Annotated in this window: 14 protein-coding genes; all 14 read left to right on the top strand. The window is 56.2% G+C overall.

The genetic code is table 11. From position 1 onward, the window contains the following. Positions 1-78: 78 nt before the first annotated feature. The 14 genes from NA389_RS17595 to der all read left to right on the top strand — a co-directional run bounded on the left by NA389_RS17595 (position 79) and on the right by der (position 21,311). Complete coding sequence (locus NA389_RS17595) at positions 79-5,013, top strand: alpha-2-macroglobulin family protein (protein ID WP_000681874.1); 4,935 nt, start codon at positions 79-81, stop codon at positions 5,011-5,013. Next, on the top strand, positions 5,014-7,329 hold the full coding sequence (pbpC, locus tag NA389_RS17590; RefSeq protein ID WP_001014754.1) for a peptidoglycan glycosyltransferase PbpC: 2,316 nt from the start codon (positions 5,014-5,016) through the stop codon (positions 7,327-7,329). Positions 7,330-7,483: 154 nt separating this feature from the next. After that, the gene (locus NA389_RS17585) at positions 7,484-9,862 is read left to right on the top strand and encodes a DMSO/selenate family reductase complex A subunit (protein ID WP_001667078.1); all 2,379 of its coding nucleotides are present in this window, start codon (positions 7,484-7,486) and stop codon (positions 9,860-9,862) included. Beyond that, positions 9,859-10,488, top strand: a complete 630-nt coding sequence (locus NA389_RS17580; RefSeq protein ID WP_000077441.1) for a DMSO/selenate family reductase complex B subunit — start codon at positions 9,859-9,861, stop codon at positions 10,486-10,488. The genes NA389_RS17585 and NA389_RS17580 overlap by 4 nt, the downstream gene beginning before the upstream one ends. Continuing rightward, the gene (locus NA389_RS17575) at positions 10,481-11,290 is read left to right on the top strand and encodes a dimethyl sulfoxide reductase anchor subunit family protein (protein WP_000544888.1); all 810 of its coding nucleotides are present in this window, start codon (positions 10,481-10,483) and stop codon (positions 11,288-11,290) included. The genes NA389_RS17580 and NA389_RS17575 overlap by 8 nt, the downstream gene beginning before the upstream one ends. After that, positions 11,290-12,153, top strand: coding sequence for a 4Fe-4S dicluster domain-containing protein (locus NA389_RS17570; protein ID WP_000247797.1), 864 nt, complete (start codon positions 11,290-11,292; stop codon positions 12,151-12,153). Before NA389_RS17575 ends, NA389_RS17570 begins: the two co-directional genes overlap by 1 nt. A gap of 120 nt (positions 12,154-12,273) precedes the next feature. Next, positions 12,274-12,705 (top strand): nucleoside-diphosphate kinase, encoded by a 432-nt coding sequence (gene ndk, locus NA389_RS17565; RefSeq protein ID WP_000963846.1) that lies wholly within the window; start codon positions 12,274-12,276, stop codon positions 12,703-12,705. A 206-nt stretch (positions 12,706-12,911) separates the two neighbouring features. After that, positions 12,912-14,078 (top strand): bifunctional tRNA (adenosine(37)-C2)-methyltransferase TrmG/ribosomal RNA large subunit methyltransferase RlmN, encoded by a 1,167-nt coding sequence (locus tag NA389_RS17560; protein WP_000003213.1) that lies wholly within the window; start codon positions 12,912-12,914, stop codon positions 14,076-14,078. Positions 14,079-14,370: 292 nt separating this feature from the next. Next, entirely contained in the window at positions 14,371-15,369 is a 999-nt protein-coding gene (gene rodZ / locus NA389_RS17555) for a cytoskeleton protein RodZ (protein ID WP_001090884.1), read from the top strand. 26 nt (positions 15,370-15,395) lie between these two features. Continuing rightward, entirely contained in the window at positions 15,396-16,514 is a 1,119-nt protein-coding gene (gene ispG, locus NA389_RS17550) for a flavodoxin-dependent (E)-4-hydroxy-3-methylbut-2-enyl-diphosphate synthase (protein WP_000551832.1), read from the top strand. 110 nt (positions 16,515-16,624) lie between these two features. Beyond that, entirely contained in the window at positions 16,625-17,899 is a 1,275-nt protein-coding gene (gene hisS, locus NA389_RS17545; RefSeq protein ID WP_001107139.1) for a histidine--tRNA ligase, read from the top strand. A 13-nt stretch (positions 17,900-17,912) separates the two neighbouring features. After that, entirely contained in the window at positions 17,913-18,533 is a 621-nt protein-coding gene (locus NA389_RS17540; protein ID WP_000409190.1) for a YfgM family protein, read from the top strand. A gap of 10 nt (positions 18,534-18,543) precedes the next feature. Then, positions 18,544-19,722: an outer membrane protein assembly factor BamB gene (gene bamB / locus NA389_RS17535; RefSeq protein WP_001177071.1), complete on the top strand. Its 1,179-nt coding sequence runs from the start codon at positions 18,544-18,546 to the stop codon at positions 19,720-19,722. Positions 19,723-19,838: 116 nt separating this feature from the next. Then, complete coding sequence (gene der / locus NA389_RS17530; RefSeq protein WP_000249411.1) at positions 19,839-21,311, top strand: ribosome biogenesis GTPase Der; 1,473 nt, start codon at positions 19,839-19,841, stop codon at positions 21,309-21,311. Positions 21,312-21,328: the final 17 nt, after the last annotated feature.

The following is a 21,328-nucleotide window of genomic DNA, read 5'->3' as shown; positions in this document are numbered from 1 at the left end:
GGACTTACACAATAAAATTTCTCGCGCATAATATCTCATCAACCGTTGCTGACAGGCCGTTAAGGCCAGGGATGAAAGATGAAACATTTACGCGTGGTGGCCTGCATGATCATGCTGGCGCTGGCGGGATGCGATAACAACGATAAAACCGCCCCGACGACTAAAAGCGAAGCGCCAGCCGTAGCGCAGCCCTCGCCCGCGCAAGACCCGGCACAGCTACAAAAGCTGGCGCAGCAAAGCCAGGGCAAAGCGCTCACGCTATTAGACGCCTCCGAAGCGCAGCTTGACGGCGCGGCGACGCTGGTGCTGACGTTTTCAATTCCTTTAGATCCTGAACAGGATTTCTCCCGTGTGGTTCACGTGGTTGATAAGAAAAGCGGCAGCGTTGACGGCGCATGGGAGCTGGCGCCAAATTTAAAAGAGCTAAGGTTACGTCATCTGGAACCTGAGCGCGTGCTGGTGGTCACGGTTGATCCCGCCGTTAAGGCGCTGAATAACGCCACCTTCGGCAAGTCTTATGAAAAAACGATTACCACGCGTGATGTCCAGCCCAGCGTCGGCTTTGCCAGCCGGGGATCGCTGCTACCGGGGAAAATCGCGGAAGGACTGCCGGTCATGGCGCTTAACGTCAACCACGTTGATGTGAACTTTTTCCGCGTTAAGCCCGGATCGCTGGCGTCATTTGTCAGCCAGTGGGAGTACCGTAGTTCTCTCTCTAACTGGGAGTCCGACAATCTGCTGAAAATGGCGGATTTGGTTTATACCGGTCGTTTTGATCTTAATCCGGCGCGCAATACGCGTGAGAAACTGCAGCTGCCATTAAGCGATATTAAGCCGCTGCAACAGGCGGGCGTATATGTGGCGGTAATGAATCAGGCTGGACACTACAACTATAGTAATGCCGCTACGTTGTTTACCCTTAGCGATATCGGCGTGTCCGCGCACCGTTACCATAATCGGCTGGATATCTTTACGCAAAGCCTGGAAAACGGCGCGGCGCAGTCGGGAATTGAGATCGTTCTTCTGAATGATAAAGGGCAGACGCTGGCGCAGTCGACGAGCGACGCGCAGGGACATGTGCAACTGGAAGCTGATAAAGCGGCGGCGCTATTACTGGCGCGTAAAGAGGAGCAGACCACGCTGCTCGATCTCACGCTTCCGGCTCTGGATCTGTCGGAATTTAATGTCGCTGGCGCGCCCGGCTACAGCAAGCAGTTCTTTATGTTCGGCCCGCGCGATCTCTACCGACCGGGCGAAACGGTTATCCTCAACGGATTACTGCGCGATAGCGACGGTAAAACGCTGCCCGATCAACCCGTTAAGCTGGAAGTGGTAAAACCAGACGGACAGGTGATGCGTACCGTCGTCAGCCAGCCGGAAAACGGGCTATACCGTTTGAATTATCCGCTGGATATCAACGCGCCGACCGGCTTGTGGCATGTCCGCGCCAACACCGGTGATAATTTGCTACGGAGTTGGGATTTCCACGTGGAAGACTTTATGCCGGAGCGGATGGCGCTCAACCTGACGGCGCAAAAAACACCGCTGGCGCCTGCGGATGAGGTGAAATTCTCCGTTGTCGGCTATTACTTGTATGGCGCGCCTGCTAACGGCAATACCCTGCAAGGGCAACTTTTCCTGCGTCCGCTGCGCGACGCTGTCGCGGCGTTGCCTGGCTTCCAGTTCGGCAATATTGCTGAAGAGAATCTTTCGCGCAGCCTGGACGAAGTTCAACTGACGTTGGATAAAGGCGGACGTGGTGAAGTGAGTGCTGCCAGCCAGTGGCAAGAAGCGCATTCGCCGCTGCAGGTAATTCTACAGGCCAGCCTGCTGGAGTCTGGCGGTCGTCCGGTCACTCGTCGCGTAGAGCAGGCGATTTGGCCTGCCGATACGTTACCGGGAATTCGTCCACAGTTCGCCGCCAAAGCGGTATACGACTACCGTACGGATACCACCGTTAATCAACCGATTGTCGACGAAGACAGCAACGCCGCATTCGATATTGTTTACGCCAACGCGCAGGGCGAGAAAAAAGCGGTGTCTGGTTTACAGGTGCGGCTCATCCGCGAGCGTCGCGACTATTACTGGAACTGGTCGGAAAGCGAAGGCTGGCAGTCGCAGTTTGATCAAAAAGATCTGGTAGAGGGCGAGCAGACGCTGGATCTGAACGCGGATGAAACCGGAAAAGTCAGCTTCCCGGTGGAATGGGGCGCGTACCGTCTGGAGGTCAAAGCGCCGAATGAGACGGTCAGCAGCGTTCGTTTCTGGGCCGGCTATAGCTGGCAGGATAACAGCGACGGTAGCGGCGCGGCGCGTCCGGATCGCGTCACCCTCAAACTGGATAAAGCGAATTATCGTCCAGGCGACACCATGAAATTGCATATCGCCGCGCCGGTCGCCGGTAAAGGTTATGCCATGGTGGAGTCCAGTGACGGTCCGCTGTGGTGGCAGGCGATCGATGTGCCGGCACAAGGTCTGGAGCTCACGATTCCGGTGGATAAAACCTGGAATCGCCACGATCTCTATCTCAGTACGCTGGTGGTGCGTCCCGGCGATAAATCTCGTTCCGCGACGCCAAAACGCGCCGTAGGGTTACTACACCTACCGCTGGGGGATGAAAACCGCCGCCTCGATCTGGCGCTCGAAAGCCCGGCTAAAATGCGCCCGAATCAGCCGCTCACCGTCAGGGTGAAAGCCAGCGTTAAACACGGCGAAATGCCAAAACAGATCAACGTGCTGGTCTCCGCGGTCGATAGCGGCGTATTGAATATCACCGATTACGCGACGCCGGACCCGTGGCAGGCGTTCTTCGGTCAAAAACGCTACGGTGCGGATATCTACGATATTTACGGCCAGGTCATTGAAGGGCAGGGGCGGCTGGCGGCGTTGCGTTTTGGCGGCGATGGCGACGACCTTAAGCGCGGCGGAAAACCGCCGGTAAACCATGTCAATATCATCGCGCAGCAGGCGCAGCCGATCACGCTCAATGAGCAGGGCGAAGGGGTCGTAACGCTGCCGATTGGCGACTTTAACGGCGAACTGCGGGTTATGGCGCAGGCATGGACAGCGGACGATTTTGGTCGCGGCGAAAGCAAAGTTGTTGTCGCCGCGCCAGTGATTGCCGAGCTGAATATGCCGCGTTTTCTGGCGGGAGGGGATGTTTCGCGACTGGTGCTGGACGTCACCAATCTGACCGACCGCCCGCAGACGCTGAATATTGCGCTCGCCGCCAGTGGGTTACTGGAACTGCTTAGCCAGCAGCCGCAACCGGTCAACCTGGCGCCGGGCGTGCGCACCACCTTATTCGTTCCGGTACGCGCGCTGGAAGGTTTGGGCGAAGGCGAAATCCAGGCGACCATTAGCGGTCTGAATCTGCCGGGAGAAACCCTCGGCGCGCAGCATAAGCAGTGGCAAATCGGCGTGCGTCCGGCCTGGCCTGCCCAAACGGTAAATAGTGGCATTGCGCTGGCGCCGGGAGAGAGCTGGCATGTACCAGAGCAGCATCTGGCAAACGTCTCGCCAGCCACGTTGCAGGGACAACTGCTGTTAAGCGGAAAACCGCCGCTCAATCTGGCGCGCTACATTCGCGAGCTGAAAGCATATCCGTACGGGTGCCTGGAACAAACCGCCAGCGGGTTATTCCCGGCGCTGTACACCAATGCCGCTCAATTGCAGACGCTCGGTATTACCGGCGATAGTGATGAAAAACGGCGCGCCGCGGTGGATATCGGCATCTCCCGGATACTACAGATGCAGCGTGATAATGGCGGTTTTGCGCTATGGGATGAAAATGGGGCGGAAGAGCCCTGGCTAACGGCCTACGCGATGGATTTCCTCATTCGCGCGGGCGAGCAGGGATATAGCGTCCCGCCGGAGGCCATTAACCGGGGCAATGAGCGACTGCTGCGCTATCTGCAGGATCCCGGCACGATGCTGATTCGTTATAGCGATAATACTCAGGCCAGTACTTTTGCCGCTCAGGCTTACGCCGCGCTGGTACTGGCGCGTCAGCAGAAAGCGCCGCTCGGCGCGCTGCGCGAAATCTGGGAGCGCCGTAGTCAGGCGGCTTCAGGACTGCCGCTGATGCAATTGGGCATCGCGTTAAAAACGATGGGTGATGCCAGACGCGGCGAAGAGGCCATTACGCTGGCGCTGAATACGCCGCGTCAGGACGAACGGCAATGGATAGCGGATTACGGCAGTTCTCTGCGCGATAACGCTCTGATGTTGTCGTTACTGGAAGAGAACAACCTCAGACCGGACGCGCAAAACGCGCTATTAAGCTCGCTTTCTGAGCAGGCCTTCGGTCAGCGCTGGCTCTCTACCCAGGAGAACAATGCCTTGTTCCTCGCCGCGCATTCGCGACAGGCCAGCGCGGGCGCCTGGCAGGCGCAGACCTCGTTAGAGGCGCAGCCGCTGTCGGGCGACAAGGCGCTGACCCGTAATCTGGATGCTGACCAGCTGGCCGCCCTTGAGGTGACGAACACCGGTAGCCAGCCGCTATGGTTGCGTCTGGATAGCAGCGGCTATCCCTCATCTGCGCCTGAGCCTGCCAGCAACGTTTTGCAGATTGAACGACAAATACTGGGGACCGATGGTCAGCGCAAATCGCTGTCCTCGTTGCGTAGCGGCGAACTGGTGCTGGTCTGGTTAACGGTAGTGGCCGATCGCAATGTGCCGGATGCGCTGGTGGTGGACCTGCTCCCGGCCGGACTGGAGCTGGAAAACCAGAATCTGGCTGACAGCAGTGCCAGCCTGCCGGAGAGCGGTAGCGAAGTGCAAAATTTGCTTAATCAGATGCAGCAGGCGGATATTCAGTATATGGAATTCCGCGACGATCGGTTTGTGGCTGCCGTCGTTGTCAATGAGGGCCAGCCCGTGACGCTGGTCTACCTGGCGCGCGCGGTAACGCCGGGGACGTACCAGCTTGCGCAACCGCAGGTGGAATCGATGTACGTGCCTCAGTGGCGGGCAACCGGCGCGAGCGAGGGGCTGCTGATTGTGACGCCTTAAATGAACGGTTGGCGTGGTAAACGTGGCCGCTGGCTGTGGCTGGCGGGCGCGCCGCTTTTTATTTTCCTGGCGTTATGGGCGGCGGATAAACTCTGGCCGCTGCCGCTCAATGAGGTCCATCCTGCGCGGGTCGTGGTAGCCCATGACGGTACGCCGCTGTGGCGCTTTGCCGACGCCGGGGGGATCTGGCGTTATCCGGTGACGATTGAAGAGGTCTCTCCCCGTTACCTGGAGGCCTTAATCAATTACGAAGATCGCTGGTTCTGGCGGCACCCTGGCGTTAACCCTTTCTCCGTCGCGCGCGCGGCGTGGCAGGATCTTACCGCCGGGCGCGTTATTTCCGGCGGCAGCACGCTGACTATGCAGGTGGCGAGACTGCTGGACCCGCATTCGCGCACGTTCGGCGGTAAAATCCGCCAGCTTTGGCGCGCCCTCCAGCTTGAATGGCATTTGTCCAAGCGCGATATCCTGACGCTGTACCTGAACCGCGCGCCGTTCGGCGGCACGCTACAGGGTATTGGCGCTGCAAGCTGGGCCTACTTCGGCAAGCCGCCCGCGCGCCTGAGTTACGCTGACGCGGCGCTGCTGGCCGTATTGCCGCAGGCGCCGAGCCGGTTACGCCCCGACCGCTGGCCTGCGAGAGCCGAAGCGGCACGAAATAAAGTGCTGGATCGGATGGCGGCGCAGGGCGTCTGGCCTGCCGAAACGGTACGCGAGTCGCGTGAAGAGCCGGTCTGGCTGGCGCCGCGTCAAATGCCGCAACTGGCGCCGCTTTTTGCCCGAATGATGTTGAGTAAAAGCCAGAACGACAAAATTGTGACCACGCTGGACGCCGGGTTGCAGCGGCAACTGGAAGATCTGGCGCGGGCATGGAAAGGGCGGTTGCCTGCACGCAGTTCGTTGGCGATGATCGTCGTCGATCATACCGATATGAGCGTGCGCGGCTGGGTAGGATCGGTAGACTTTAATGACGACAGCCGTTTTGGTCATGTCGACATGGTAACGGCGATCCGATCGCCGGGATCGGTACTCAAACCCTTTGTGTACGGTCTGGCGCTGGATAACGGCTTGATCCATCCCGCATCATTATTACAGGACGTTCCGCGCCGCACCGGAGATTACCGCCCGGGAAACTTCGACAGCGGATTTCACGGCCCGGTCAGCATGAGCGACGCGCTGGTACGCTCGCTGAATCTGCCTGCCGTTCAGGTGCTTGAAGCCTATGGGCCGAAACGATTTGCGGCAAAACTGCGTAACGTCGGCCTGCCGCTATATTTGCCTGCTGGCGCGGCGCCCAATCTTTCGCTGATTCTGGGCGGCGCGGGCGCGCGGCTTGACGAGATGGCGGCGGCATACAGCGCGTTCGCTCGTCATGGGAAAGCGGCGAAACTACGGTTACAGCCGGACGATCCGCTGTCGGAAAGACCATTAATGTCGCCGGGAACGGCGTGGATCATTCGACGGATTATGGCGGATGAAGCGCAACCCTTGCCGGATAACGCGCTGCCACGCATTGTGCCGTTGGCGTGGAAAACCGGCACCAGCTACGGCTATCGCGATGCGTGGGCTATTGGCGTTAACGCGCGCTATATCATCGGTATCTGGACAGGCAGGCCCGACGGCACGCCTGTGGTGGGGCAATTTGGTTTTGCCAGCGCGGTGCCATTGCTTAACCAGGTCAATAATCTGTTACTGGCGCATACGGGACGCCTGCCGGAAGATCCGCGTCCGCAGACGGTAAACCGCGGCGTCATTTGCTGGCCGGGCGGACAGACTCTGCCTGCCGGAGACAGCAACTGTCGCCGCCGACTGGCGACATGGCTGCTCGATGATAGCCAGCCGCCCACGCTGCTGTTACCTGAGCAGGAAGACATCAACGGTATTCGTTTCCCGGTCTGGCTGGATGATACGGGGCGGCGTGTCGCTGCCGACTGTCCGCAGGCGCGTGCGCATACGTTTATCGTCTGGCCGCGGCCGCTGGAGCCGTGGCTGCCGCCTGCGGAAAGACGTAGCGCCCGCTTGCCAGCGGCGTCCGACCACTGTCCGCCGCTGCAGGGCAATGATGCCGCGCCGTTAATGCTGTCAGGAGTGAGGGATGGCGCGGTGATCAGGCAATTGCCAGGCCAGGAAAACGTCACGCTGCCCGTCTCGACTACCGGCGGTAAAGGGCGTCGCTGGTGGTTTTTAAATGGCGAGCCTGTTAATGGCGAAAATAATCGTCTTTCTTTATTACTCAATATCGCTGGACGTTATCAACTTGTCGTAATGGATGAGTCCGGTCAGGTTGCAGCGGTTAATTTTGAATTAATACGTTAACAACTCTTCAGAATAAATTATGAATTTCATTTAATTTAAAGTTAATGAGAATTATTAATTTTCCGGAATTACCCTTAATGAGGGAGCTTGATAAATATCAAGAGATCTAACACTTAAAAACGTGAGAATGGGTTTTTATTTGACGAGTCGGATCATGAAAAATATAAAAAGCCAGGGAAATGGCGAACAGCCCGCTATTTCTCGTCGCCATTTTATCCAGGCCAGCTCCGCGCTTATTGCGTTACCGTTTGTCTCCTCGCCAGCTACCGCTCAGGCGCGCGCTGTGACGGCAACTGAAAACAGGCCTGCGGAAAAAGTCGTCCAGACATGCAGCACTTTTGACTGCGGGGGCAAATGCGATATTCGGGCGCATGTCAGTGAAGGTATCGTGACGCGAATTTCAACGCGACCGGATAATGCGCTGGATGCGCAAATGCCGGTGATGCGTGCCTGTGTTCGTGGACGCGCATACCGTAAATTTGTTTATCATCCTGACAGACTTAAATATCCCATGAAGCGCGTAGGAAAACGCGGTGAAGGAAAATTCGAGCGAATTTCCTGGGATGAAGCGACAACCTTAATCGCCGATAATTTAAAATCGATTACTGAAAAATATGGCCCGGCTTCGCGCTATGTTCATGTTGGCACCGCCGTTTCCGGCGGCACCTTTTCTGGCGATAAAATGGCGCGTCGCCTGCTGAATCTGACCGGCGGCTATCTCGAAAGCTACCATTCTGTGAGTATGGGCAACACGGCGGCCGCGACGCCTTATACTTACGGCATTGCCGCCAGCGGCAGTTCGCTGGATACGCTTTTGGAGACCAAACTGGTGATTCTGTGGGGCCATAACCCGACGGAGACCATTTTTGGTCATACCAACTATTTCTTGCAGAAGATGAAGCAGAACGGTACGCGGTTTATCGTGGTCGATCCGCGCTATTCCGACACCGTTTCGTCGCTGGCGGATCAGTGGATCCCGCTACTGCCCACCACCGACAATGCGCTGATGGACGCGATGATGTACGTCATCATCAGCGAGAATCTGCACGATCGTGCATTTATTGCGCGCTACGCTATCGGTTTTGACGAAGACTCAATGCCGGAAGGCGTACCGGCTAACGAATCGCTGGTGGCGTATCTGACCGGCGCCAAAGACGGTGTCGTTAAGTCCCCCGAGTGGGCGGAAAAGATCACCCATGTGCCGGCGCAAACCATTCGCCAGTTAGCGCGTGATTACGCGAATACCAAACCCGCCGCGTTGATTCAGGGGTGGGGACCACAGCGCCACAACTGCGGCGAGCGCACCGCGCGCGGCTCGACCCTACTGGCGACCATTACCGGTAATGTCGGCATCAAAGGCGGTTGGGCTGCGGGTTACGGCGGCTGCGCTAACCGTAAATTTGCCGCGGGTCCGGAGATGCCGGATAACCCGGTAAAAGCCAAAATTTCGGTGATGAACTGGGTACAGGCCGCAGACGACGCCAGCAAAGTGACGCCGGATATGGGGCTGAAAGATGCCGATAAGCTGGACAGTAACATCCGTATTCTGTTCTCGCTGGCCGGGAACTATCTGGCGAATCAGAACCCCGATCTGCACCAGGCGGTACGCGTACTGGAGGATGAATCAAAGATCCAGTTTATTGTCGCCAGCGATCTGTTTATGACGCCGAGCGCGAAATACGCTGATCTACTGCTGCCGGAAACCAGCTTTATGGAACGCTGGAACATCGGTGAAACCTGGGGCACGGCAAGCTACCTGATACTCTCTGAAAAGCTGATCGAGCCTGAATTTGAGCGGCGCTCCGACTACGACTGGCTACGTGAGGTGGCGGCGAAATTAGGCATTGAGAATGAATTTAGCCAGGGGCGCGATGAGAAAGCGTGGATTGAACACATCTGGGAACAGACGCGCCTGGCGATGCCGGACGAAAATCTGCCGGATTTCGCCACGCTGCAAAAGACCCGTCAGCATCTGTTCAAAAGCGCGCCATTTGTCGCCTTTGAAGACAATATTCGCGATCCGGACAATCATCCGTTCCCGACGCCGTCAGGGAAAATAGAGCTCTTCTCGAAGCGCCTGTACGACATGCAGCATCCGGAAATCCCGGCGTTATCGCACTACGTTCCCGCGCATGAAGGCCCGGAGGATGCGCTGGCGAAAGATTTTCCGCTTCAGTTAATTACGTGGAAAGGAAAAAACCGCGCCAACTCAACGCAATACGCTAATCCGTGGCTGATTGAAGTGCAGCAGCAGACATTGTGGATCAACCCGCAGGATGCGCAAAAGCGCGGCATTACGCATGGCGACATGGTGCGCATTCATAACTCACGCGGGATTTGCGAAATCCCGGCGGAAGTGACGCCGCGCATTATTCCCGGCGTTGTCGCAATGCAGGCTGGCGCCTGGTGGCAGCCGGATGAGAACGGTATTGATAAAGGCGGCTGTGCGAACGTCCTCAGCTCGGCCCGTATTACCGCACTGGCGAAGGGAAATTCACATCAAACCATGCTGGTGGAGGTGGCTAAAGCATGAGTCAGTTTACACATTACCCGCCGGTGAGCGATAAACAACTGGGATTTTTTATCGACTCCTCACGCTGCTCCGGTTGTAAAGCCTGCCAGGTGGCCTGCAAAGACAAAAACAATCTGGAAGTAGGCCGTCGTTTCCGCCGCGTCTATGAAGTCAAGGGCGGAAGTTTCATCCCGACCGGGCAGGGCGGGGTCAGCAATAACGTATTTGCTTATACGCTTTCCATTTCCTGCAACCACTGTGCGGACCCTGTCTGCACCAAAAATTGCCCGACTACCGCTATGCATAAACGCCCTGGCGACGGCATCGTGCGCGTTGATACCGACAAATGCGTCGGCTGTGGCTACTGCGCCTGGTCCTGCCCTTACGGCGCGCCGCAGCTTAACGAGCAGACCGGCCAAATGTCCAAGTGCGACATGTGCGTTGATTTACAGGCGAAAGGTGAACCGCCCGTCTGTGTCGCGACCTGTCCGCTGGAGGCCATCAAGTTTGGCCCGATTGATGAACTGCGCGCGAAGTACGGTAGCGTATGCGACGTTAACGGGCTGCCAGATTCATCCATAACCAAGCCTAATCTGGTTGTAAAAGCGCATCAGGGCGCAGAAAAAGAGGGTAAACGCCATGCATGAGTTACCGCTGCTGATTTTTACGCTCTGTTTGCAAGGGTCTGTGGGGGTGACTCTGTGGCTGGCGTTGGGCCGCCAGTACGCCGTAGAGGGACGCGTGCCTGCACGCGTCGCGCTTCCCGCGATGGCGGGGGCGTTTGTGCTGGCCTGCGTGGGGCTGCTTGCTTCAGCGCTGCACATGGGCTATCCCCTGAATGCGCTAAATGCGTTACGTCATGTCGCCAGTTCGTGGCTGAGTCGCGAAATCGTCTTTGCCAGCCTTTATCTGGCGGCGCTGGGACTGGGGGTTGTGCTGCTGTTTTTCCGAAAGCCAGGCTGGCAGCCGCTGCTGGCGCTGGCGGCAGCGTTCGGGCTGGTGGATGTATTCTGCATGGCGCAGGTTTATATCCATGCCTCGGTGGCGACCTGGCAGCATAGCAACACGCTGGCGCTGTTCTTTGGCACGTCAGGCATTATCGGCTCGGTAGTCATTGCGCTGGCTTATCTGCGCAACGCTGGCACCGCAATGCGCTGCGCTGTGGTGGTGGTCGCACTGATGGTGCTGATTCGCCTGATCATGCAGCCGCTATGGCTGGCGGATATTAATGCGGTGGATACGACGGTCGTCACTTTCCCGCATCATCCGCTACAGGCGCTGGCGCAGTTGCGTGACGTCTATCTTCTCGGCTGGTGTGTCTCAGCGGCGGGAATGCTCTGCTTTGCCGCAGGCGGTCTGCGAAACGCCAGAGGGACGCTGGTGGCGGGCAGCGTATTGCTGCTTATCGGCGAGATTATGCTGCGCTACGTCTTCTTTAGTATTGGCTGATGGTTAACCTGACGATCGATCCGGTGGTAGACGTGACGCAGGCCTGCGTCCGTCGTCGCTTTCGTTTTTCTTCCTGCCGCGCTTGCGCCGATGTTTGTCCGGCGCAGGCGTTTTCGCTGGCGCAGGGGCAGGTCAGCATAGATACGACGCGCTGCATAGCCTGTGGCGACTGTCTGTTTGTCTGTCCTGTTGACGCCATTACCGGTATCAAACCGGTTAAACGCTTTGTGCAGGGGGATACGTTGGTGGGGCCGTTTTCGCTACAGGCACCAACGGTCGATGAACTGCTTCTCTGGCACAGCCAGTACGGTATTCGCTTTATTGATATTGCGGTGGAGCGATCGGCGCAGTGGCTGATGGCGCTGGCGGGGCTAAATTTAGCGCTGCGCCGCTATGGCGAGCCGGGCTGGTCTTTCAAACACGTTGTCGGCGCGGAGATTAACGCCTCGCGGCGCACTCTGTTTCATGTCCCGCGCGACGCCATTACCCCGTGCGCCGTCGAGCCGGGGAAACGGCGTCTCAGACAGGCGTTTTCCGCGTTCAGCGAATGCGTACCCGAAATCAGTCCGCAAGAGTGCAGGATGTGCGGCGCCTGCTGGCGAAGCTGCCCGGAAAACGTTATCCAGTTTGACGACAATACCCTGACGATAGCGGCGGCGCGTTGTACGGGATGCGGCGGCTGTGCGGCGGTATGTCCGCATCAGGCGCTGTGGCTGCGGTTTGACGTGGAACCCGCCTCAACGCGGCATAGTGCGGCGTATACGCTCACCTGCGAAAGCTGCAAACGTACTTTCCATGCTCTCACACCTGAACACACGCACTGCGTGCTGTGTCAGTCCCATGAGTTTGCTGTGCGCCTTTAACTTTTGTTGCTAATGCTCATTTTATTTTAAAAAAATGTTACCTGCATCCATAGGCAATTGATGGGATGCTCTTTATAATCCGCGCCTGACATAACAACAGAACATATTTCAGAGGTAAACATGGCTATTGAACGGACTTTTTCCATCATTAAACCCAACGCGGTGGCAAAAAACGTTATTGGCAGCATCTTTGCGCGCTTTGAAGCTGCAGGGTTCAAAATTGTTGGCACTAAAATGCTGCACCTGACCGTTGAGCAGGCGCGCGGCTTCTATGCTGAGCACGACGGCAAGCCGTTCTTTGACGGTCTGGTGGAGTTCATGACCTCTGGCCCTATCGTGGTATCCGTGCTGGAAAGTGAAAATGCGGTACAGCGTCACCGCGATCTGCTTGGCGCCACCAATCCGGCGAACGCGTTGGCGGGTACGCTGCGCGCCGACTACGCTGATAGCTTAACTGAAAACGGCACCCATGGTTCGGATTCGCTGGAATCCGCGCAGCGCGAAATCGCCTTTTTCTTCGGTGAAGGCGAAGTGTGCCCGCGCACCCGTTAATCTCCTTCGTCTTTCACGCTGTAAATGCGTTGGCGATAAATTATCGGTTCAAATATTATTTTTGCTAATGCCGCGTACAGACGTGGCATCCTTACGCCAGAATTTGTACAATGCAGCGCCCCCGGACGAGCAGTAAGCTTACCGGGGCGTTTCTTTTTTCAACCCTCCAGGGGCCATAACGTGTAATAACGAGGCCGGAATAGCATATGTCTGAACAAATTGTCACACCTGAAAGCAGTACCCCGGTAGTTCCTAACAACGAAACAAAAATCAACCTGCTGGATCTCAACCGTCAGCAGATGCGCGAGTTTTTTAAAAACTTAGGTGAAAAGCCTTTCCGCGCCGATCAGGTGATGAAATGGATGTATCACTATTGCTGCGATAATTTTGATGAGATGACCGACATCAACAAAGTGTTGCGCGGCAAATTAAAAGAGGTCGCGGAAATCCGCGCGCCGGAGGTCGTTGAAGAGCAGCGTTCCTCAGACGGCACCATCAAGTGGGCGATTGCTGTCGGCGATCAGCGCGTTGAAACGGTCTACATCCCGGAGGACGACCGCGCTACGCTGTGTGTCTCTTCACAGGTAGGGTGCGCGCTGGAGTGCAAGTTTTGTTCAACTGCGCAGCAGGGCTTTAACCGCAACCTGCGCGTATCGGAAATTATCGGTCAGGTCTGGCGTGCGGCGAAAATCGTCGGCGCGGCCAAAGTCACCGGCCAGCGTCCGATCACCAACGTGGTCATGATGGGGATGGGCGAGCCATTGCTTAACCTGACCAATGTCGTACCGGCGATGGAAATTATGCTTGATGACTTTGGTTTCGGCCTGTCCAAACGTCGTGTCACGCTCTCAACGTCCGGCGTGGTGCCTGCGCTGGATAAGCTGGGCGATATGATAGATGTCGCGCTGGCTATCTCCTTACATGCGCCGAATGACACTATTCGCGACGAAATCGTCCCGATCAACAAAAAATACAATATCGAAACGTTCCTGGGTGCGGTTCGCCGCTATCTGGAGAAATCCAACGCCAATCAGGGGCGCGTGACGATTGAATACGTGATGCTTGACCACGTCAACGACGGCACTGAACACGCGCATCAACTGGCGGAGCTACTAAAAGAGACGCCTTGTAAGATTAATCTGATTCCGTGGAACCCGTTCCCTGGCGCGCCGTATGGCCGCAGCTCTAACAGCCGTATCGATCGCTTTTCTAAAGTTTTGATGAGTTATGGTTTCACGACCATCGTACGCAAGACGCGTGGCGATGACATTGATGCGGCATGCGGACAGTTGGCAGGCGATGTGATTGACCGTACTAAACGTACCCTGCGTAAGCGTATGCAGGGAGAGGTGATTGACATCAAGGCTATTTGATAGCAGTTGCGCCACGGTGCATTCATTATACCGTGGCGCAATGTCAGTTGAATAATGTCTGGCGTTGTACTTGTCTGGTCAATAATAACGGTGCGTTTTTGTCGACTTTAAGGCAGTATGTAACGGTGCAACAAGAGTTTAGCCTTGTGTCTTACGCGGTTTTGTCATCTGCGGCCTGACAGGCTTATACTGTCTGACTAAGGTTAACTAACCTGATGTTTCGCGGTGTGGGCGGGCATTACGGCTCGTCGGCGCCTGAATCCTAATTTACACGTACCTGTAGCTGTAGCGAATGAATACTGAAGCCACGCACGACCAAAATGAAGCACAAACCACCGGCGTTCGTCTGCGCAATGCCCGTGAACAACTCGGACTCAGCCAGCAGGCTGTCGCTGAGCGACTTTGCCTGAAGGTTTCTACGGTACGCGATATTGAAGAAGATAAGGCGCCGTCCGATCTTGCTTCAACCTTCCTGCGCGGATATATCCGCTCATATGCGCGTCTGGTGCATGTTCCAGAAGAGGAACTGCTGCCGGGGCTGGAAAAACAGGCCCCGCTGCGCGCCGCCAAAGTCGCTCCGATGCAGAGTTTCTCATTAGGAAAGCGTCGCAAAAAACGCGACGGCTGGTTAATGTCTTTTACCTGGCTGGTACTGTTTGTGGTCGTAGGGCTGACCGGCGCCTGGTGGTGGCAGAACCATAAGGCGCAGCAGGAAGAGATCACGACAATGGCCGATCAAAGCACGGCTGAACTGAACGCAGATAAAGACAGCGGCCAAAATGTACCGCTGGACACCCGTGACGCGACAAGCCAGGATACGACGCCAGCGCAAACGGCTCCGGCTCCTGCGACGCCGGTTGATTCGACAGCGGCGACGCAAACGCCAGCGGCAACGGCAACGCAAAATACGGTAGTCGCGCCTTCGCAGGCGAATGTCGATACGGCTGCGACATCTGCCGCGCCAGCGGCAACGGAAACGCCGTCCGCGCTGCCGACCAGTCAGGCTGGCGTAGCGGCGCCTGCTGCCGATCCGAACGCGCTGGTGATGAATTTTACCGCTGACTGCTGGCTCGAAGTCACTGACGCCACGGGTAAGAAGCTGTTTAGCGGTATGCAGCGTAAAGATGGTAATTTAAACCTAACAGGTCAGGCGCCTTATAAACTTAAAATTGGCGCACCGGCCGCGGTGCAGATCCAGTATCAAGGAAAACCTGTCGATCTGAGCCGCTTTATCAGAACTAATCAGGTTGCGCGTCTGACCCTTAATGCCGAACCGACACCGGCGCAGTAACAGACGGGTAACGCGGGAGATTTTTCATGCATAACCAGGCTCCGATTCAACGTAGAAAATCGACACGTATTTACGTTGGGAATGTGCCGATTGGCGATGGCGCCCCCATCACCGTCCAGTCGATGACTAACACGCGTACCACTGACGTGGAAGCGACGGTTAATCAGATCAAAGCGCTGGAACGCGTTGGCGCAGATATTGTTCGTGTTTCTGTACCGACCATGGACGCCGCCGAAGCGTTCAAGCTTATCAAACAGCAGGTTAACGTCCCGCTGGTTGCCGATATTCACTTCGACTACCGCATTGCGCTGAAAGTAGCGGAATACGGCGTTGACTGCTTGCGTATCAACCCCGGCAATATCGGTAACGAAGAACGCATTCGCATGGTGGTGGACTGCGCGCGCGACAAAAACATCCCTATTCGTATCGGCGTAAATGCCGGATCGCTGGAAAAAGATCTGCAGGAAAAATACGGTGAGCCGACGCCGCAGGCGCTGCTGGAATCAGCCATGCGCCATGTCGATCATCTCGATCGTCTCAACTTTGATCAGTTCAAAGTGAGCGTAAAAGCGTCCGATGTATTCCTTGCCGTTGAGTCTTATCGTTTGTTAGCCAAGCAGATCGATCAGCCGCTGCATCTGGGGATCACCGAAGCGGGCGGCGCGCGTAGCGGGGCAGTCAAGTCGGCGATCGGTTTAGGTCTGCTGTTATCGGAAGGCATCGGCGACACGCTGCGCGTATCGTTGGCGGCCGACCCGGTGGAAGAGATCAAAGTCGGTTTCGATATTTTGAAGTCGCTGCGCATTCGCGCGCGCGGCATCAATTTCATCGCCTGCCCGACCTGTTCTCGCCAGGAGTTCGACGTTATCGGCACGGTGAACGCGCTGGAGCAGCGTCTGGAAGATATCATCACCCCGATGGACGTCTCGATCATCGGTTGCGTAGTGAACGGGCCGGGCGAAGCGCTGGTATCGACGCTGGGCGTGACGGGCGGCAATAAGAAAAGCGGCCTGTATGAAGACGGCGTGCGTAAGGACAGACTCGATAACGACGATATGATCGCGCAGCTTGAATCCCGTATTCGCGCGAAAGCAAGTCAACTTGATGAAGCGCGTCGGATTGACGTGCTGCAGGTTGAAAAATAAGAACGTGATGGGAAGCGGCGCGCTTCCCGTGTATGATTGAACCCGCATGGCTCCCGGTTCGTTCGGGGAAGCGCTGAGGGTTCATTTTTATATTCAGAAAGAGAATAAACGTGGCAAAAAACATTCAAGCCATTCGCGGCATGAACGATTATCTGCCTGGCGAAACCGCCATCTGGCAGCGCATTGAAGGCACACTCAAAAACGTGCTCGGCAGCTACGGTTACAGTGAAATCCGCTTGCCGATTGTAGAGCAGACCCCGTTATTCAAACGTGCGATCGGTGAAGTTACTGACGTAGTTGAAAAAGAGATGTACACCTTTGAGGATCGCAACGGCGATAGCCTGACATTGCGCCCTGAAGGTACGGCGGGCTGTGTACGCGCCGGCATCGAACATGGTCTCCTGTACAATCAGGAACAGCGTTTGTGGTATATCGGTCCGATGTTCCGTCATGAGCGTCCGCAAAAAGGCCGCTACCGTCAGTTCCATCAGCTAGGCGCCGAAGTCTTCGGCTTACAAGGCCCGGATATTGACGCGGAGCTGATTATGCTGACCGCACGCTGGTGGCGCGCGCTGGGCATCGCTGACCACGTTAGCCTGGAGCTGAACTCTATTGGTTCATTAGAGGCGCGTGCGAACTATCGCGATGCGCTGGTCGCGTTCCTCGAACAGCATCAAGAGACGCTGGACGAAGACTGCAAACGCCGTATGTATACCAATCCGCTGCGCGTGCTGGATTCAAAAAATCCGGACGTGCAGGCGCTGCTCAACGACGCGCCCGCTCTCGGCGACTATCTCGATGACGATTCACGCGAGCACTTTGCCGGCCTGTGTAAATTGCTGGACGCGGCGGGGATTGCCTACACCGTCAACCAGCGTCTGGTACGCGGTCTGGATTACTACAACCGCACCGTATTTGAATGGGTAACAAACAGTCTGGGGTCACAAGGCACCGTCTGTGCGGGTGGTCGTTATGACGGTCTGGTGGAACAACTGGGCGGTCGCGCTACCCCGGCAGTGGGCTTTGCGATGGGCCTGGAACGACTTGTTTTGTTAGTTCAGGCAGTTAATCCGGAATTTATTGCCTCTCCTGTTGTCGATATATACCTGGTAGCTGCCGGCGCACAAACGCAGTCTGCGGCAATGACGCTGGCGGAGCGGCTGCGCGATGAAATGCCAGGCGTGAAGCTAATGACAAACCACGGCGGCGGCAACTTTAAGAAACAGTTTGCCCGCGCCGATAAGTGGGGCGCCCGTATTGCACTGGTTCTTGGCGAATCTGAAGTCGCCGATGGGACTGTTGTAGTGAAGGATTTGCGCTCCGGTGAGCAAACGGCAGTGGCGCAGGACAGCGTCGCCGCGCATTTGCGCACTTTATTGGGCTAAGGAGAAGGACAGCGTGGAAATTTACGAGAACGAACACGACCAGGTGGATGCGATTAAACGCTTCTTTGCCGAAAACGGCAAAGCGCTGGCTGTCGGAGTGATTTTAGGGGTTGGCGCGCTGGTTGGCTGGCGTTACTGGAGCAGCCATCAGACGGAGTCCGCGCGTGCTGCTTCTCTGGCGTATCAAAATGCGGTGACGGCGGTAAGCGCCGATAAGCCGGATAGCATTCCGGCCGCTGAAAAATTCGCGGCTGAGAATAAAAATACCTATGGTGCGCTGGCGTCTATGGAACTGGCGCAGCAGTTTGTGGATAAGAATGAACTTAAAAAAGCCGAAGCCCAGTTGCAGCAGGGGTTGGCGGCCACCAGCGATGAAAATCTCAAAGCGGTGATTAATCTGCGTCTCGCTCGCGTTCAGTTACAGCTTAAACAAGCTGACGCCGCGCTGAAAACTCTGGATGCCGTTAAAGGCGAAGGATGGACGGCCATTGTCGCGGATTTGCGCGGCGAAGCGTTGCTGAGTAAGGGTGATAAAAAAGGCGCGCGCAGCGCATGGGAAGCTGGCGTCAATAGCGATGCTTCTCCGGCGTTGAGCGAAATGATGCAGATGAAAATCAATAATTTGTCCATCTGAGAGGGACCCGATGCAATTGCGTAAATTACTTCTGCCAGGGTTGCTTTCCGTTACCCTGCTCAGCGGCTGTTCACTGTTTAGCGGCGAAGAAGATGTCGTCAAGATGTCTCCATTACCGCAAGTTGAAAACCAGTTTACCCCGACCACTGTCTGGAGTACCTCTGTCGGTAACGGAATTGGCGAATTTTATTCTAACCTTCATCCGGTAATGGCAGATAACGTGGTCTATGCAGCCGATCGCGCGGGCGTGGTAAAAGCGCTCAATGCGGATGATGGCAAAGAGATCTGGTCTGTGAATCTGGGCGAGAAAGACGGCTGGTTCTCTCGTTCGTCCGCGCTGTTGTCCGGCGGCGTCACGGTCGCGGGCGGTCACGTCTATATCGGCAGTGAAAAGGCCGAGGTTTATGCGCTGAATACCAGCGACGGTACCACAGCATGGCAGACGAAGGTCGCAGGAGAAGCGTTGTCTCGCCCGGTTGTCAGTGATGGAATCGTCCTTATCCATACCAGCAACGGTCAGTTGCAGGCGCTAAATCAGGCGGATGGCGCCATTAAATGGACGGTGAACCTGGATATGCCTTCGCTGTCGCTGCGCGGCGAATCTGCGCCGGCAACCGCGTTCGGCGCGGCTATCGTTGGTGGTGATAATGGCCGCGTCAGCGCCGTGTTGATGCAACAAGGGCAGATGATTTGGCAACAGCGTATCTCCCAGGCCACTGGCCCAACGGAAATTGACCGTCTGAGCGACGTTGATACCACGCCGGTTGTGGTAAACGGCGTCGTTTACGCGTTGGCGTATAATGGTAACTTAACGGCGCTGGATCTGCGCAGTGGTCAGATTATGTGGAAACGCGAGCTGGGTTCGGTCAATGACTTTATCGTCGACGGCGACCGTATCTACCTGGTCGATCAGAACGATCGCGTGCTGGCGCTGACCACTGACGGCGGCGTAACGCTGTGGACGCAAAGCGATCTGCTGCACCGTTTGCTGACCTCCCCGGTACTGTATAATGGTGATTTAGTCGTCGGCGATAGCGAAGGTTATCTGCACTGGATTGATGTTGATGACGGGCGTTTTGTGGCCCAACAAAAAGTAGACAGTTCCGGTTTTCTGACCGAACCGACGGTGGCGGATGGTAAACTGCTCATCCAGGCCAAAGACGGTACGGTCTACGCGATTACGCGTTAATCGTCACGGTTGTGCGTTTTAAAAAACGGCTCCTGGTGTAGGGGCCGTTTTCCTGTTTTTAACAATGGCGCAAAATGCGCGCGTTGTCTGATGATTTTTTTAATGAGGCTTTAAACATGGTACCTGTGGTCGCGCTTGTCGGGCGCCCTAACGTCGGAAAATCCACGCTATTTAACCGTCTGACCCGCACCCGAGATGCGCTGGTTGCGGATTTCCCGGGTCTGACTCGTGACCGTAAGTACGGTCGTGCGGAGGTTGAAGGCCGCGAGTTTATCTGTATCGACACCGGCGGTATTGACGGCACCGAAGATGGCGTCGAAACGCGGATGGCGGAACAGTCGCTGCTGGCGATTGAAGAAGCGGATGTGGTGTTATTCATGGTAGATGCGCGCGCTGGCCTGATGCCGGCGGATGAAGCGATTGCCAAACATCTGCGTTCCCGTGAAAAACCGACCTTCCTGGTGGCGAATAAAACGGATGGTCTCGATCCCGATCAGGCGGTTGTCGATTTTTACTCGCTGGGGTTAGGCGAAATTTACCCTATCGCCGCCTCACATGGTCGCGGCGTATTGAGCCTGCTGGAACATGTGCTTCTGCCGTGGATGGATGATGTCGCGCCGCAGGAAGAGGTGGATGAAGACGCGGAATACTGGGCGCAGTTCGAGGCGGAACAAAATGGCGAAGAAGCGCCGGAAGATGATTTTGACCCGCAAAGCCTGCCGATAAAGCTGGCGATTGTTGGTCGCCCGAACGTAGGTAAGTCCACACTCACTAACCGTATTCTCGGCGAAGAGCGCGTGGTGGTATACGACATGCCGGGCACCACTCGCGACAGCATTTATATCCCGATGGAACGCGACGAACGGGAATATGTGCTGATTGACACGGCGGGGGTGCGTAAGCGCGGAAAAATCACCGATGCGGTAGAAAAGTTCTCGGTGATTAAAACGTTGCAGGCGATTGAAGACGCTAACGTCGTACTATTGGTTATCGATGCGCGCGAGGGGATCTCCGACCAGGATTTGTCTCTGCTGGGCTTTATCCTCAATAGTGGGCGCTCACTCGTTATCGTAGTCAACAAATGGGATGGCCTGAGCCAGGAAGTCAAAGAGCAGGTGAAAGAGACGCTGGATTTCCGTCTGGGCTTTATTGATTTTGCCCGTGTTCATTTTATCTCTGCGCTACACGGCAGCGGCGTCGGCAACCTGTTTGAGTCCGTACGCGAGGCTTACGACAGTTCCACTCGCCGGGTGAGCACTGCGATGCTGACCCGTATCATGACGATGGCGGTTGAAGATCATCAGCCGCCGCTGGTGCGCGGTCGCCGTGTGAAACTGAAATATGCCCACGCTGGCGGCTATAACCCGCCGATTGTGGTTATTCACGGCAACCAGGTAAAAGATCTGCCAGACTCCTATAAGCGCTATCTGATGAACTACTTCCGCAAGTCGTTGGAAGTGATGGGGACGCCGATTCGCATTCAGTTTAAAGAAGGGGAGAACCCGTATGCGAACAAGCGTAACACACTGACGCCAACGCAAATGCGCAAACGTAAGCGTCTGATGAAACATATCAAGAAAAGCAAGTAATGCTTTTTCAGTAATAT

Origin of the sequence: Salmonella sp. NW645 (genome assembly GCF_051703725.1) — a bacterium.
In the GTDB taxonomy this organism is placed as follows: Bacteria; Pseudomonadota; Gammaproteobacteria; order Enterobacterales; family Enterobacteriaceae; genus Salmonella; species Salmonella enterica.
The sequence above is the reverse complement of the archived record's forward strand: the minus strand, read 5'-3'. Positions and strand labels throughout refer to the sequence as shown.